The organism is Pseudomonas sp. NBRC 111127 (assembly GCF_001320345.1).
GTDB classification, from domain to species: Bacteria; Pseudomonadota; Gammaproteobacteria; order Pseudomonadales; family Pseudomonadaceae; genus Aquipseudomonas; species Aquipseudomonas juntendi.
Genome location: NZ_BCBD01000067.1, coordinates 1 through 15,963, shown reverse-complemented (window position 1 = coordinate 15,963; position 15,963 = coordinate 1). Strand labels below are relative to the sequence as shown.

General features: G+C 63.2%; 13 protein-coding genes. 1 reads left to right on the top strand and 12 read right to left on the bottom strand.

Translation table 11 applies throughout. The annotated features are described in order from the left end of the window. Positions 1-123 precede the first annotated feature (123 nt). Together argJ and secA are read right to left on the bottom strand one after the other, a co-directional pair. Complete coding sequence (gene argJ, locus APH30_RS14140; protein ID WP_009684404.1) at positions 124-1,341, bottom strand: bifunctional glutamate N-acetyltransferase/amino-acid acetyltransferase ArgJ; 1,218 nt, start codon at positions 1,339-1,341, stop codon at positions 124-126. 90 nt (positions 1,342-1,431) lie between these two features. Further along, positions 1,432-4,167, bottom strand: a complete 2,736-nt coding sequence (secA, locus tag APH30_RS14135) for a preprotein translocase subunit SecA (protein ID WP_009684405.1) — start codon at positions 4,165-4,167, stop codon at positions 1,432-1,434. Positions 4,168-4,557: 390 nt separating this feature from the next. Between secA and APH30_RS14130 the strand changes: the two genes are divergently transcribed. Beyond that, positions 4,558-5,013, top strand: a complete 456-nt coding sequence (locus APH30_RS14130; RefSeq protein ID WP_009684406.1) for a DUF721 domain-containing protein — start codon at positions 4,558-4,560, stop codon at positions 5,011-5,013. A gap of 53 nt (positions 5,014-5,066) precedes the next feature. Here the strand turns inward: APH30_RS14130 and lpxC are convergent, their stop codons facing one another. The 10 genes from lpxC to mraY all read right to left on the bottom strand — a co-directional run. After that, positions 5,067-5,978: a UDP-3-O-acyl-N-acetylglucosamine deacetylase gene (lpxC, locus tag APH30_RS14125; RefSeq protein ID WP_003260771.1), complete on the bottom strand. Its 912-nt coding sequence runs from the start codon at positions 5,976-5,978 to the stop codon at positions 5,067-5,069. Between the two features lie 112 nt (positions 5,979-6,090). Beyond that, on the bottom strand, positions 6,091-7,287 hold the full coding sequence (gene ftsZ, locus APH30_RS14120) for a cell division protein FtsZ (RefSeq protein WP_009684407.1): 1,197 nt from the start codon (positions 7,285-7,287) through the stop codon (positions 6,091-6,093). 55 nt (positions 7,288-7,342) lie between these two features. Beyond that, entirely contained in the window at positions 7,343-8,605 is a 1,263-nt protein-coding gene (gene ftsA / locus APH30_RS14115) for a cell division protein FtsA (protein ID WP_054912891.1), read from the bottom strand. A 14-nt stretch (positions 8,606-8,619) separates the two neighbouring features. After that, positions 8,620-9,489 carry a cell division protein FtsQ/DivIB gene (locus tag APH30_RS14110; RefSeq protein ID WP_054912890.1) on the bottom strand — a complete coding sequence of 290 codons (870 nt, stop codon included), beginning with the start codon at positions 9,487-9,489 and terminating at the stop codon, positions 8,620-8,622. A 5-nt stretch (positions 9,490-9,494) separates the two neighbouring features. Continuing rightward, positions 9,495-10,451, bottom strand: coding sequence for a D-alanine--D-alanine ligase (locus APH30_RS14105; RefSeq protein ID WP_054912889.1), 957 nt, complete (start codon positions 10,449-10,451; stop codon positions 9,495-9,497). Continuing rightward, complete coding sequence (gene murC, locus APH30_RS14100) at positions 10,448-11,896, bottom strand: UDP-N-acetylmuramate--L-alanine ligase (RefSeq protein WP_054912888.1); 1,449 nt, start codon at positions 11,894-11,896, stop codon at positions 10,448-10,450. The genes APH30_RS14105 and murC overlap by 4 nt, the downstream gene beginning before the upstream one ends. Further along, positions 11,889-12,968, bottom strand: a complete 1,080-nt coding sequence (gene murG, locus APH30_RS14095) for an undecaprenyldiphospho-muramoylpentapeptide beta-N-acetylglucosaminyltransferase (protein WP_029886558.1) — start codon at positions 12,966-12,968, stop codon at positions 11,889-11,891. Before murG ends, murC begins: the two co-directional genes overlap by 8 nt. Continuing rightward, on the bottom strand, positions 12,958-14,169 hold the full coding sequence (gene ftsW / locus APH30_RS14090) for a putative lipid II flippase FtsW (protein WP_174824202.1): 1,212 nt from the start codon (positions 14,167-14,169) through the stop codon (positions 12,958-12,960). The genes murG and ftsW overlap by 11 nt, the downstream gene beginning before the upstream one ends. Further along, entirely contained in the window at positions 14,169-15,515 is a 1,347-nt protein-coding gene (gene murD, locus APH30_RS14085) for a UDP-N-acetylmuramoyl-L-alanine--D-glutamate ligase (protein ID WP_054912898.1), read from the bottom strand. Before murD ends, ftsW begins: the two co-directional genes overlap by 1 nt. Before the next feature lie 6 nt (positions 15,516-15,521). Beyond that, positions 15,522-15,963: phospho-N-acetylmuramoyl-pentapeptide-transferase (gene mraY, locus APH30_RS14080; protein ID WP_082416168.1), on the bottom strand; the 442-nt coding region annotated here is incomplete at its 5' end.

Sequence of the window (15,963 nt, the reverse complement as noted above, 5' to 3'; positions counted from 1 at the left end):
TTCACGCTCCGCCAGGCCAGCCTGCAACAAGGCGCGCAACGTGTCGCCGAAGTTCAGGTGATCGCTCATGGTTCGTCTCCTGGTTCTGGAATTGTGGGGTCGTTGCCCGACCCCAGCACTGCATCAGGTACGGTATTCGGCGTTGATCTTCACGTACTCGTGCGACAGGTCGGTGGTCCAGATGGTTTCGCTGCACTGGCCACGGCCCAGTTCGATCCGGATCGTGATCTCTTCCTGGGCCATCACTGCCGAGCCCTGGGCTTCGGTGTAGCTGGGGCTGCGGCCGCCCTGGCTGGCGATGCACACATTATCCAGGTAGACGTCGATCAGGCTCACGTCCAGCTCCGGCACACCGGCACGGCCCACCGCGGCGAGAATACGGCCCCAGTTCGGGTCCGACGCGAACAGTGCGGTCTTGATCAGCGGTGAGTGGGCCACTGCGTATCCAACGTCCAGGCATTCCTGGTGGTTGCCACCGCCGTTGACCTGCACGGTCACGAACTTGGTCGCACCTTCGCCGTCACGCACGATGGCCTGGGCCACGTCCATGCACACTTCGAACACGGCTTTTTTCAGGGCCTCGAACAGCGCACCACTGGCTTCGGTGACCTCTGGCAGGTTGGCCTTGCCGGTGGCGATCAGCATGCAGCAATCGTTGGTCGAGGTGTCGCCATCGATGGTGATGCGGTTGAACGACTTGTTGGCGCCGTCCAGCATCAGGTCCTTGAGCACCGCCGGGGCAACCTTGGCGTCGGTGGCGATGTAGCCAAGCATGGTGGCCATGTTCGGGCGGATCATGCCGGCGCCCTTGCTGATACCGGTCACGGTCACGGTCACGCCATCGTGCTGGAACTGGCGGCTGGCGCCCTTGGGCAAGGTATCGGTGGTCATGATGCCGGTGGCCGCTTCGGCCCAGTTGTTCTCCGACAGGTTATCGAGGGCGGCCTGCAGCGCGCCTTCGATCTTTTCGACCGGCAGTGGCTCGCCGATCACCCCGGTGGAGAACGGCAGTACCGATTCGGCGGGTACGCCGGCCAGTTCGGCCAGCTTGGCGCAGGTGCGTTCGGCGGCTGCCAGCCCTGGGGCGCCGGTACCGGCGTTGGCATTACCGGTGTTGGTCAACAGGTAGCGCACGGTGCCCTGTACACGCTGCTTGGAGAGGATCACCGGTGCCGCGCAGAACGCGTTGAGGGTGAACACGCCCGCCACGCTGGAGCCTTCGGCGCAGCGCATGACCACCACATCCTTGCGCCCAGGACGCTTGATGCCGGCAGAAGCGATGCCGAGTTCAAAACCCGCAACCGGGTGCAGGGTGGGCAAAGGACCAAGACCAACAGCCATTAGAGCGCTCCTAGAAAATTCGGTGGATGTACAAAAAACGGGGCCGCAAAGCGGCCCCAGGATGTATCAGGTTACAACACCCAGGTCAGATCATTCGATCTGCCCGTGGCAATGCTTGAACTTCTTGCCCGAACCACACCAGCAAGGCTCATTGCGGCCCAGCTTCTGCTCGTTGCGCACCGGCGCCGAGGCAACGGCCACTTCGGCCTCCTCCTCGCTCAGCTGCTCGCCTTCCAGGCCAGGGGCTGGGGCGTGCTCGAACTGCATGCGGCTGGCCAACTCCTCGGCCTCGCGGCGCAGGCGGGCTTCCTCTTCGACCGGGTCTTCGCGGCGTACCTGAACGTGCGACAGCACGCGGATGGTATCGCGCTTGATCGACTCCAGCAGCTCCTGGAACAGGCTGAACGACTCGCGCTTGTACTCCTGCTTGGGGTTCTTCTGCGCATAGCCACGCAGGTGAATACCGTGGCGCAGGTGGTCCATGGTCGACAGGTGGTCTTTCCACAGGTCGTCCAGCACACGCAGCAGAATCTGCTTCTCGAAGGTACGCAGGGCGTCGAGGCCGGCCTGGTCTTCTTTCTCGGTGTAGGCCGTGGTGATCTCGTTCAGCAGCTTCTCGCGCAGCGTCTCCTCGTAGAGGTGGTCGTCTTCGTCGAGCCACTGCTGGATCGGCAGCTTGATGGCGAAGTCGCTGGCCAGCGATGCCTCCAGGCCGGCCACGTCCCACTGCTCGGGCAGCGACTGCGGCGGAATGTGCTGGCTGATGGTAGCGTCCAGGACTTCCTTGCGGAATTCGACAATGGTGTCGCCAATGTTCTCGGCCGCCAGCAGGCTGTTGCGCATGTGGTAGATCACCTTGCGCTGCTCGTTGGCCACGTCGTCGTATTCAAGCAACTGCTTGCGGATGTCGAAGTTGCGGCCTTCGACCTTGCGCTGCGCCTTCTCGATGGCATTGGTGACCATGCGGTGTTCGATGGCCTCGCCCGCCTGCATGCCCAAGGCCTTCATGAAGTTCTTCACCCGGTCGGAGGCGAAGATACGCATCAGGCTGTCTTCCAGCGACAGGTAGAAGCGGCTGGAACCCGGGTCGCCCTGACGGCCGGAACGGCCACGCAACTGGTTGTCGATACGGCGCGACTCGTGGCGCTCGGAGGCGATCACGTGCAGGCCACCGGCCTCGATCACCTGCTGGTGACGCTTCTGCCAGTCGGCCTTGATCTGGGCGATCTGCTCGGCGGTCGGGTTTTCCAGGGCGGCCACCTCGGCTTCCCAGTTACCGCCCAGCAGGATGTCGGTACCACGGCCGGCCATGTTGGTGGCGATGGTCAGGGCACCCGGCGCACCGGCCTGGGCGATGATTTCGGCTTCTTTCTCGTGGTACTTGGCGTTCAGCACCTTGTGGTCGATACCTTCTTTCTTCAGCAGGTTCGACATGTGTTCGGACGTTTCGATGGTCGCGGTACCAACCAGAATCGGCCGGCCCTGCTTCATGCTTTCCTTGATGTCGGCAATGATCGCGGCGTACTTCTCGTCGGCGGTCAGGTACACCAGGTCGTTGAAGTCCTTGCGCGCCAGCGGCTTGTTCGGCGGGATGACCATCACGTTCAGCGCGTAGATCGACTGGAACTCGAAGGCTTCGGTGTCGGCGGTACCGGTCATGCCGGACAGCTTGGTGTACAGGCGGAAGTAGTTCTGGAAGGTGGTCGAGGCCAGGGTCTGGCTCTCGGCCTGGATGTTCAGGTTTTCCTTGGCCTCGATGGCCTGGTGCAGGCCTTCGGACAGGCGCCGGCCCGGCATGGTCCGGCCGGTGTGCTCGTCGATCAGCAGTACCTGGCCGTCCTGGACGATGTACTCGATGTTGCGGTGGAACAGCTTGTGTGCGCGCAGGCCGGCATACACGTGGGTCAGCAGGCCCAGGTTATGCGCCGAGTACAGGCTCTCGCCTTCGGCCAGCAACCCGGCCTGGGTCAGCATCTCTTCGATGAACTGGTGACCGGCCTCGTTGAGCTCGACCTGGCGGCTCTTCTCGTCGATGGTGAAGTGGCCTTCCTGGGTGACCTGGCCTTCGACTTCTTCGATGTGCTGGGTCAGGCGCGGGATCAGGCGGTTGATCTCGATGTACAGCTTGGAGCTGTCTTCGGCCTGGCCGGAAATGATCAGCGGGGTGCGCGCTTCGTCGATGAGAATGGAGTCCACTTCGTCGATCACGGCGAAGTTCAGTTCACGCTGGAACTTCTCGTCCTGGCTGAACGCCATGTTGTCGCGCAGGTAGTCGAAACCGAATTCGTTGTTGGTGCCGTAGGTGATGTCGGCCGCATAGGCAGCACGCTTTTCTTCCGGCGGCTGGAAAGCCGATACGATACCGACCGACAGGCCGAGAAACTCGTACAGCGGGCGCATCCAGTTGGCGTCACGGCGGGCCAGGTAGTCGTTGACGGTAACCACATGCACGCCCTTGCCGGACAGTGCGTTGAGGTACACGGCCAGGGTACCGACCAAGGTCTTGCCTTCACCGGTACGCATTTCTGCGATCATGCCTTCGTGCAGGGTCATGCCGCCAATCAACTGAACGTCGAAGTGGCGCATGCCCATCACGCGCTTGCCGGCCTCGCGGGCCACGGCAAAGGCTTCGGGCAACAATTGGTCCAGTGTCTCGCCTTTGGCCAGGCGCTCCTTGAACTCTGCAGTCTTGCCCCGCAGTTGCTCGTCGGAAAGGGCCACCATCTTCTCTTCGAAGGCATTGACGATACTCACCGTCTTGAGCATGCGTTTTACTTCACGCTCGTTCTTGCTTCCAAAAAGTTTTTTTAACAAAGGCGCAAACATATCGGCAGGATCTTCCACACGTAGGGATGGAGGGCGGCCCCATGAGTCGCCCGTGCAGCCCTGAGGCCGCATGCGAACGAGCATTCTACCCGGAAACGATGGTGAGGAAAGTGGTGGATTTCCACGATGCTGGCACAGCGCTTTGGCAGGGGCTTGGTTTAGATAGGGGCATTTTCCCTGAGTTCAAGGTTTGGCAACATGAAAGGTATCGAGAACCAGTCTTATCTCGTGTTGCCTGTACCGGCCTCTTCGCGGGCGCGTCCGCTCCCACAGGGACCCCACAATACTCAGGCCTGGAGTAATCCTGTGGGAGCGGGCGTGCCCGCGAAGCGGCCAGCACAGGTTCTACAGGTGTTAAACTGCCGATCTTGTAACCTCATGCGTACCCCCATGGCCTACAAACCCTCCCCCGCCCAGCCACCCTCGGCCCTGCTGCGCCAGGTGCGCCCGCTGCGCCTGCTGCTGAACCAGGCCGAACGCCTGGAACACCTGCAGCGCCTGCTGGAAAGCCAGCTGCAACCGGCTGCCCGCGAGCATTGCCACGTGGCCTCATGGCGCGATGGCACCTTGTTGCTGGTGGTTACCGATGGCCATTGGGCTACCCGCCTGCGCTACCAGCAGAAGCGCCTGCTGGCCGCATTGCAGGCCATGGAAGCCTTTGGCAACCTCCGGCGCATCCTCTACAAGGTGCAACCGCCCCTGGTACCGGCCAAACGCGGCGGGCATGCTGCCGAGCTGTCCACCAGCGCCGCGGCAAGCCTGCGTGACACCGCCGAGGGCATCGCCGACCCCAAGCTGCGCGCTGCACTGGAGCGCTTGGCCGCCCACGCTGGCGACAAGCAATAAAAAAGGCCACCCGAAGGTGGCCTTGATTACAACACTAGAGAGAGTGTTCGAACTTACACGGCCGCAACAGGGCGCATGTACGAGATCGGTGCCGTACTGGCATCTTCGAACGTGACCACTTCCCAGGCATCGGTTTCGGCAATCAGCTTGCGCAACAGCTGGTTGTTCAGCGCGTGGCCGGACTTGTAGCCCTTGAACTCGCCGATCAGGCTGTTGCCCAGCAGGTAGAGGTCGCCAATGGCGTCGAGGATCTTGTGCTTGACGAATTCGTCATCGGAACGAAGGCCGTCTTCGTTGAGCACACCTGTCTCGTCGACCACGATGGCATTCTCGACACTGCCACCCAACGCAAGGTTGTGCTTGCGCAGGTACTCGATGTCACGCATGAAACCGAACGTGCGGGCGCGGCTGACTTCCTTCACGAACGAGGTGCTGGAGAAGTCGACAACCGCGCTCTGGGTCTGGCCCTTGAGGACCGGGTGATCGAAGTCGATCTCGAAGCTCACCTTGAAACCGTCGAAAGGCAGGAAAGTGGCGCGCTTGTCGCCCTCTTCCACAGTCACCTCACGCAGGATGCGGATGAACTTCTTGGCTGCGTCCTGTTCTTCCAGGCCGGCAGACTGAATCAGGAATACGAAGGGTCCGGCGCTGCCATCCATGATCGGCACTTCCGAGGCGGAGAGCTCGACGTAGGCGTTATCGATGCCCAGGCCCGCCATGGCGGAGAGCAGGTGCTCGACCGTATCGACCTTGACGTCACCGTTGACCAGCGTCGTCGACATGGTGGTCTCGCCGACGTTGGCCGCACGCGCAGGGATCTCGACCACAGGGTCGAGGTCGGCGCGGCGGAAGACGATGCCGGTGTCAACAGGTGCAGGCTTGAGGGTCAGGTAAACCTTCTCCCCGGAGTGCAGGCCGACACCTGTGGCACGGATGGTATTCTTCAGGGTGCGTTGTTTAATCATGGCATTGGCCGCTTCAGCGCAAATTGCGAACAGGTATCAACAAAGGCTGGGGATGATAACAGACCCAACCTTTGATGAATACCAATCACCTTTATACCCCTGATAAATTCCATTAATCAGCCTGACGACGCAGGAATGCCGGGATATCCAGGTAGTCCAAGTCATCCTGAGGGTTCATTTTCGCGGCTGCCGCAGCACCGGCGTGGGCCTGGTTGCGCATTACGGTCGGGCGCTCCAGGTCACGGTAGTTCACGGCTGGCTGCTCCTGACGAACTGGCGCCGGGTTGGACGCTTCGTACGCCTGCTGGGCAGTCTGCAGGGTGTTGTCGACCACTTTCACAGGCTTCTCGATACGCGCGCCCAGGCCGGTGGCCACAACGGTCACGTGCAGTTCGTCACGCATGTCCGGATCGATCACGGTACCGACCTTGACCATGGCGTGGTCAGAGGCGAAGGCTTCGATGATGCTACCCACGTCGGAGTATTCACCCAGCGACAGGTCCGGGCCAGCGGTGATGTTCACCAGGATGCCGCGGGCGCCCTGCAGGTTGACATCTTCCAGCAGCGGGTTGCGGATGGCTGCTTCGGTGGCTTCGCGTGCACGGTTCGGGCCGCTGGCGCAACCAGTACCCATCATCGCCATGCCCATTTCACCCATGACGGTGCGCACGTCGGCGAAGTCGACGTTGATCATGCCCGGGCGCTTGATGATGTCGGAGATACCGCGCACGGCACCGGCCAGTACATCGTCGGCCTTGGCGAAGGCGGACAGCAGGCTGGCATCCTTGCCCAGGATGGTCAGCAGTTTCTCGTTGGGGATGGTGATCAACGAGTCGACGCTTTCAGCCAGCATGCGGATGCCTTCATCGGCGATCTGCATGCGCTTGCGGCCCTCGAACGGGAACGGACGGGTCACCACGGCTACGGTGAGGATGCCCATTTCCTTGGCCACTTCGGCAATGATCGGGGCAGCACCGGTACCGGTACCGCCGCCCATGCCAGTGGTGATGAACACCATGTTGGTGCCTTGCAGCACTTCGGCGATGCGCTCACGGTCTTCCAGTGCGGCCTGACGGCCGACTTCCGGATTGGCGCCAGCACCCAGGCCCTTGGTCACGCCAGTGCCCAATTGCAGGATGGTGCGTGCACCAATGTTTTTCAGGGCCTGAGCATCCGTGTTGGCGCAGATGAATTCCACGCCTTCGATGCTGCTCTTGACCATGTGGTTGACGGCGTTGCCGCCACCACCACCAACGCCGATCACTTTGATGACCGGGCTTTGCGGGACGTTGTCTACGAGCTCGAACATTTTCCCTCTCCTTACAGTTCTCTAGTTGTTGCGCCTACCACTACTGCTTTGAAACTTAGAAGTTGCCCTGTACCCAGCGCTTGAAGCGTTCAAGCACTGGGGCCTTCGGTTCATCGCCATAGCTGTTGCTGCTGCTGTTGCTGCTGCCGGTCAGGACCATGTCCTCGGACTGCTTGAGCAGGCCGTAGGTGAGCAAGCCCACGCCGGTGGAATAGATGGGGTTGCGAACCACGTCGCTCAGGCCCCGAACGCTGTGCGGTACGCCCAGGCGTACCGGCATGTGGAAGATTTCCTCGGCCAGTTCCACGGCACCTTCCATCTTCGCGGTACCGCCGGTGAGGACGATGCCCGCTGGCACCAGGTCCTCGTACCCGCTGCGGCGCAGTTCGGCCTGGATCAGGGTGAAGAGCTCGTCGTAACGCGGCTCCACCACCTCGGCCAGGGCCTGACGCGAAAGCTCGCGCGGTGGGCGGTCGCCCACGCTCGGCACCTTGATGGTCTCGCCAGCGCCCGCCAGTTTGGCCAGGGCGCAGGCGTAGCGGATCTTGATTTCTTCGGCGTACTGGGTCGGGGTACGCAGGGCCATGGCGATGTCGTTGGTCACCTGGTCGCCTGCAATCGGAATGACCGCGGTGTGGCGGATCGCGCCTTCGGTGAAGATGGCGATGTCGGTGGTACCGCCACCGATGTCGACCAGGCACACGCCCAGTTCCTTTTCATCGTCGGTGAGCACCGAATAGGCCGAAGCCAGCTGCTCGAGGATGATGTCGTCGATTTCCAGGCCGCAGCGGCGCACGCACTTTTCGATGTTCTGTGCCGCGTTGACCGCGCAGGTCACCACGTGAACCTTGGCTTCCAGACGCACGCCAGACATGCCCAGCGGCTCGCGGACGCCTTCCTGGTTGTCGATCACGTAGTCCTGCGGCAGGGTGTGCAGCACGCGCTGGTCGGCCGGAATGGCCACCGCCTGGGCCGCGTCCAGTACCCGCTCCAGGTCGGCCAGGCTGACCTCGCGGTCACGGATGGCGACGATGCCGTGGGAGTTCAGGCTGCGGATATGGTTACCGGCGACGCCCACGAACGCCGAGTGGATACGGCAGCCGGCCATCAGCTGCGCTTCTTCGACGGCGCGCTGGATCGATTGCACGGTCGACTCGATGTTCACCACCACGCCTTTTTTCAGGCCGCGGGACGGGTGTGTGCCGATACCGACGATTTCCAGGGTGCCGTCTTCGCCCACTTCGCCGACCAGTGCCACCACCTTGGAGGTGCCAATATCCAGCCCGACGATCATTTTGCCGCTATGCGCGTTTGCCATGGTCCTGCCTCTCTCTAATTCTTCGCAACGGCGGGTTGGGCCGTCGTCGGTGCAATCGGTTCCCGCCAACCAACGGCAAGTCCGTTGGAATAACGCAGATCAATGCGGGCGATAGTGCTGATCTGGTCTTTGAGTGTCTTGTCGTAAATGGCAATGAAACGGCGCATCTTCTCCACCAGATGGTCGCGCCCCAGCAGCAGCTCGATGCCCGGCCCGGCGCTGCTCGCGCCAGTGGTCAAGAACCAGCTGCCTCGCTCGCGCAGCTCCAGGCGAGCGATGGAAAAGCCCAAGGGGCGCAGCATCTGGCTCAGTACCTGATACTGCTGCATGACTTGTTGCTGGGCACGCCGCGGCCCGGCAAGCTGCGGCAGGTGCTCATAGTTGGCCAGCTCACGCGGGGTGAATGCCTGGCCCTGGTTGTTGAGCAAGGCTTCGTCGCCCCAGCGCGCCACCGGCAGCTGTTCTTCCAGGCGGATGACCACCTCGTCAGGCCACACGCGGCGTACTTCAGCGTGGGCGATCCAGGGCATCTGTTCGAGCTCCGCACGCATCGCCGGCAGGTCGACACTGAAGAAGCTCGCGGCCACGTAAGGGGCGATGCGCTGCTGCACCGACTGCTGGCTGATGTAGCTGAGGTCGCCCTGCACATCGATCTTGGCGATGGGCCGGTCGGCATAAGGCATCAGGCGAATGGCCCCTTCGTAGGCACCGAAGCCTGCTGCCACCAGCAATACCGGCCACAGCAGGCGCTTCAGGCCGCCGAGGCTGGGCCGCGGCAGGCGCGCCGATACGGGCTCGTCGGCCACCAGCCTGCTGGCACCACGCGGCACCGGCTTGCTACGGCCGGTTACGGGTTGCTGCTGACGTATCATTGCGCCTTGCATGATGATTAACCTCGCGTCGCCACGCTTTCGGCCAGGATTGCCAGCACCAGTTGCTGGAAGTCCAGGCCAGCCGCGCGGGCCGCCATGGGCACCAGGCTATGATCGGTCATGCCGGGTGCGGTGTTTACTTCGAGCAGCCAGAACCGGCCTTGCTCGTCCTGCATCACGTCCAGCCGCCCCCAGCCCTCGATGCCAACGGCATCACAGGCACGGGCGGTCAGGTCGATCAGTTCCTGTTCCTTGGCGCTATCCAGGCCGCACGGAATGCGGTACTGGGTATCGTTGGCGATGTACTTGGCGTCGTAGTCGTAGAACACGTGCGGTGTACCCAGGGCGATCGGCGGCAGCACCTGGCCGCGCAGCACCGCAATGGTGAACTCCGGGCCGTGGATCCACTGCTCTACCAGTACCTGGGAATCGTACTGGGCAGCGTCTTGCCAGGCGGCGATCAGTTCCTCGGCGCTGTTCACCTTGGCCATGCCGATGCTAGAGCCTTCATGGGCGGGTTTGACGATCAGCGGGAAGCCCAGTTCCGTACCGGCCTGCAAACAATCGCTTTCACTCGCCAGCACCGCGTGGCGCGGGGTAGGAATGCCCAGGCTCTGCCACACCTGCTTGGTACGCAGCTTGTCCATGGCCAGGGCCGAAGCGAGGATGCCGCTACCGGTATAAGGGATGCCCAGGCACTCCAGCAGCCCCTGCATGCTGCCATCCTCACCGCCACGGCCGTGGAGGATGATGAAGGCGCGGTCGATCTTCTCGTTCTGCAGGCGGTCGAGCAGGTCGTCACCGACGTCGATGGCAACGACGTCGACACCGGCGGTGGTCAGCGCATCGATCACGGCGGCGCCGGACTTGAGCGACACTTCGCGCTCGGCACTCTTGCCGCCGTACAGCACGGCAACGCGGCCAAACGCTTTCACGTCGAGGGTAGAGTGCAGCTTGTCGTAGGCGCTGGTCATTTCGACTTCTCCTGCTTGGCGCCAGCGAACAGCGGGCTTTTCATCAGTTGCGGGGCCAGGCCGCCAACGTCACCGGCACCCTGGCAGAGCAGGATGTCGCCAGCGCGCAGCAACGGCTTGACCAGTGGCGCCAGCTCGGCGCCACGTTCGATGTAGATCGGGTCGAGCTTGCCGCGCTGGCGAATGCTGTGGCACAGCTGCCGGCTGTCGGCGCCGGGTATTGGCTCTTCGCCAGCCGGGTACACCTCCATCAGCAGCAGCACGTTGGCATCGCCCAGCACCTGAACGAAATCGTCGTACAGGTCGCGGGTGCGGCTATAGCGGTGCGGCTGGTAGACGATCACCAGGCGGCGGCTTGGCCAGCCACCACGCACAGCCTTGATCACGGCGGCCACTTCGGTCGGGTGGTGGCCGTAGTCATCGACCAGCATCACGCTGCCGTCTTCGACCGGCAGCTCGCCGTAGACCTGGAAGCGACGCCCAACGCCCTGGAAGCCGGAAAGGCCCTGCACGATGGCTTCGTCACTGATGCCTTCGTCAGTGGCAATGGCGATGGTGGCCAGGGCATTGAGCACGTTGTGGTTGCCCGGCATGTTCACCGACACGTCCAGCGGCTCGCAGTCGCGGCGCAGCACGGTGAAATGGGTCTGCATACCCTGCTGGCGCACATTGATGGCGCGGATGTCGGCCTCTTCGCTGAAACCGTAGGTCACGGTCGGGCGCTTCACCTGCGGCAGAATCTCGCGTACCACCGGGTCGTCCAGGCACATCACCGCCAGGCCATAGAACGGCAGGTTGTGCAGGAACTCGACGAAGGTTTTCTTCAGTTTGTTGAAGTCGCCTTCATAGGTCGCCATGTGGTCGGCGTCGATGTTGGTGACCACAGCCACCATCGGCTGCAGGTGCAGGAAGCTGGCATCGCTTTCATCGGCTTCGGCGATCAGGTAGCGGCTGGTGCCCAGCTGGGCATTGGTGCCGGCCGCGGTCAGGCGACCCCCGATGACGAAGGTCGGGTCCAGACCGCCGGCGGCGAATACCGAGGCCAGCAGGCTGGTGGTGGTGGTCTTGCCGTGTGTACCGGCGACTGCCACACCGTGGCGGTAGCGCATCAGTTCGGCGAGCATCTCGGCACGCGGTACCACCGGAATGCGCCGCTCGAGGGCGGTGGCCACTTCCGGGTTGGCCGGGTTGATGGCGCTGGAAACCACCAGCACATCGGCAGTGGCAGCGTTTTCGGCACGGTGGCCGACGAAGATCTCGGCACCGAATGACTCCAGCCGCTCGGTGACCGGCGAGGCTTTCAGGTCGGAACCGGACACTTCATAGCCCAGGTTCAGCAACACTTCGGCAATGCCGCACATGCCCACGCCGCCGATACCGACGAAGTGAATGCGACGGATACGACCCATTTTCGGCTGGGGCATGGCTTTCTGGCTCTCAACCATGGGCCACCTCCAGGCAGATATCGACCACGGTGCTGGTTGCTGCAGGTTTGGCCAGGCGCCGTGCGGTACCTGCCATGACATTGAGTTTCTCGGGTTGCATCAGCACCTCGTTCAGGCGTTCAGCGAGCTGCGCTGCGCCAGTTGTCGCTTGTGGCATCAGGAAGGCAGCACCTTCGCGAGCCAGATATTGAGCGTTGTGGGTCTGGTGATCGTCGATTGCGTGAGGCAACGGCACCAGCACCGAAGGCAGGCCTGCCGCCGCCAGCTCGCTGACGGTCAGCGCACCCGCCCGACACACCACCATGTCGGCCCAGCCATAGGCTTGGGCCATGTCCTTGATGAAAGGCTCGACCTGAGCCTCGACGCCGGCCTCGTGATAACGCTCGGCGGTGATCTGCGCGTGCTGCTTGCCGGCCTGGTGAAACACCTCGGGCCGCACAGCAGCAGGCACTTCGGACAGGGCCTTAGGCAACAATTTGTTCAATGGTTCCGCCCCCAGGCTGCCGCCCAGCACCAACAGCCGTGCACGGCGTTCGGCCAGGGGCGCGCGTGGCGCATCCAGGAACAGCTCGGGGCGCACCGGGTTGCCGGTGGTGCGGCGCTTGTCGCTGGCCTCGAAGGTGTTCGGGAACGCCTCGCAAACCCGCGCAGACAGCGGCACCAGCAAGCGGTTGGCGGTACCGGCGCGGGCGTTCTGCTCATGGATCACCAGCGGCACGCCACACAGCCGCGCAGCCACGCCGCCGGGGCCGGTCACATAACCACCAAAGCCCAGCACGCACACCGGCTTGAGCTGGCGAATGATCCGCCTTGCCTGGAGAACGGCCTTGACCAGGGTCAAGGGTGCCTTGAGCAACGACAGCTTGCCTTTGCCGCGCAGGCCGCTGACCTGGATCAGGTGCAGCGGCAGGCCGGCCTGGGGCACCAGTTCATTCTCGATGCCGCGCGGGGTGCCCAGCCAGTGCACGCTGTACCCGCGCGCCTGGAACTCACGGGCGCAGGCCAGGGCCGGGAACACGTGCCCGCCGGTACCGCCGGCCATGATCAGTACGTTCTTGCCGTCAGCGGCCATGACTGGTCTCCTCGGCAAAATCGCTTTCGCTGAATTCGTGCTCCTCGCTGCCCAGGTGCGTACGGCTTTCCCACTCGATACGCAACAACAAGCCCACGCAAGCACAACAGATGACCAGCGAGCTGCCCCCGTAGCTGAGGAACGGCAGAGTCAGGCCTTTGGTCGGCAGCAAGCCGACATTCACCCCGATGTTGATCAGGAACTGGCCGATCCACAGGAAGGCCAGGCCGAACGCCATGTACGCGGCGAAGAACTGCTTGGCCTTCTCCGCCCACAGGCCGATGTACAGGGCGCGGACGGTCACGAACACGAACAGGGCGATGGTCACCAGCGAGCCGACCACGCCCAGCTCTTCGGCCAGTACCGAGAACACGAAGTCGGTGTGCGCTTCAGGCAGGTAGAACTGCTTCTGCACGCTGTTGCCCAGGCCCACGCCCAGCCACTCGCCACGGCCGAACGCGATCAACGCCTGGGTCAACTGGTAACCGGAGCCGAACTGGTCGGACCATGGGTCGGTAAAGGTGATCAGGCGCGCCATGCGGTAAGGCTGCGCCTGCACCAGAACGAACACCGCCAACACTGCCAGCACCACCATCAGGCTGAAGCGGAACAGCCCGACACCGCCAAGGAACAACATGGCCGCGGCCGCGCCCATCATCACCACGGTGGCGCCGAAGTCCGGTTCCATCAGCAGCAGCGCAGCCATCGGCAGCAACACGATGAAGGGTTTGAAGAAGCCCATCCAGGTCTCCCGGACTTCGGTCTGGCGGCGCACCAGGTACCCGGCCAGGTAGACCACCACGAACACCTTGGCGATTTCCGAAGGCTGCACGTTGAAGAAGCTGAAGCCGATCCAGCGCATGGAGCCGTTCACTTCGCGGCCGATCCCCGGCACCAGCACCAGCACCAGCAAGCCGAAGGCGCCCAGCAGCATGAGGAAGCCCATGCGCTGCCAGGTGGCGATCGGGATCATCAGGGTCGCACCACAAGCCACCAGGCCCAGGAACACGTACACCAGGTGGCGGAACATGTGGTACAGCGGGTTGCCCGACTGCACTGCAGCCACTTCCGAGGAGGCCGAGGTGATCATCACCAGGCCCAGGCCGAGCAAGGCCAGGCAGCCGGCCAGCATCGCGAAGTCGAGGTCGATGCCACGGCCGCTGATCAGCGGCGACGGATAGGGCTTGAGCACACCGAAGATCATGCCAGGGCCCCCGCTGCCTGGGCGAACAGCCGCCCGCGTTCTTCGAAGTTCCGGAACATGTCGAGGCTGGCGCAGGCTGGCGACAACAGCACGGCATCCCCGGCCCGGGCCAGGTCGGCGCACTGTTGCACGGCGTCGTCGAGGGTTTTTACCCGCACCAGCGGCACGTCATCACCCAAGGCTTGGGCAAGGCGCTCGGCATCACGGCCCAGCAACACCACGGCGCGGCAAAACCGCTTGACCGGTTCACGCAGGGCGCCGAACTCGGCGCCTTTGCCGTCGCCACCTGCGATCAACACCAGCTTGCCCTCGATATCGGCCCCCAGGCCTTCGATGGCGGCCAGTGCAGCACCGACATTGGTGGCCTTGGAATCGTCGTACCAGTTCACGCCGTCACGCTCGCGCACCCACTGGCAACGGTGGGCCAGGCCCGCGAATTCGCGCAGCGCTTCGAGCATCGGCTCGAACGGCAAGCCGGCAGCATGGCCCAAGGCCAACGCCGCCAGTGCATTGCTCTGGTTATGGGCGCCGCGAATCTTAAGCTCGCGCACCGGCAGCAATGCCTGGAATTCGAACGCCAGGTATTTCTCGCCATCCACTTCGCGCAGGCCGAACGCCTTGAAGTCTGGTTGGTTGAGGCCGAAGGACCAGCAAGGGCGGCCTTCTACCGGCAGTGGCCGGCTCAGGGCGTCCTGGCGGTTCACGACCACCTGCCTGGCACCGCGGAAGATGCGGTGCTTGGCCAGGTGATAGGCCGGCAGGCCACTGTAGCGGTCCATGTGGTCTTCGCTGATGTTCAGCACGGTAGCCACTTCGGCATTGAGCTGGTCGGTGGTTTCCAGCTGGAAGCTCGACAGCTCCAGCACGTACAGCTCGACGTCATCGGCCAGCAGGTCCAGTGCCGGGGTCCCCAGGTTACCGCCCACGGCCACGCGCTTGCCGGCCTTGGCTGCCATTTCACCCACCAGCGTGGTCACGGTGCTCTTGGCGTTGGAACCGCTGATGGCGATGATCGGCGCCTTGGCATGGCGGGCGAACAGCTCGATGTCCCCCGACAGCTGCACGCCCCGCGCAGCGGCCTGCTGCAGGGCCGGGGTAGCCAGGGCCAGGCCAGGGCTCACGTACAGTTCGTTGGCGCGAGACAGGAAGTCCACGTCCAGTTCACCACAGCGCACTTCCACCTGCGGGTACTCACGGCGCAGGGTGTCCAGTTCCGGCGGTTGCTCGCGGGTGTCGGCGACCGCAAAGGCAATGCCCCGGCTCGCCAGGAAGCGAACCAGGGACATGCCGCTCTTGCCGAGGCCGACAACGATGCGGAATTGGTCGGAAGCGATCAAAGACACGCTCATCTACCTCAGTTTCAGGGTGGCAAGGCCGATCAGCACCAGGATCACGGTGATGATCCAGAAGCGGACGATCACGCGTGGCTCTGGCCAGCCCTTGAGTTCAAAGTGGTGGTGGATCGGTGCCATGCGGAACACCCGTTTGCCGGTCAGCTTGAACGAGGCGACTTGAATCACCACCGACAGGGTTTCCACGACAAAGATGCCGCCCATGATGAACAGCACGATTTCCTGGCGCACGATCACCGCGATGGTGCCCAGGGCAGCGCCCAGCGCCAGCGCGCCGACGTCACCCATGAAGACTTGTGCCGGGTAGGTGTTGAACCACAAAAAGCCCAGGCCGGCACCGATCAAGGCGCCACAGAACACGATCAATTCGCCCGAGCCAGGCACGTAAGGAATCAGCAGGTACTCGGCGAATTTCACGTTACCCGACAGGTAGCAGAAG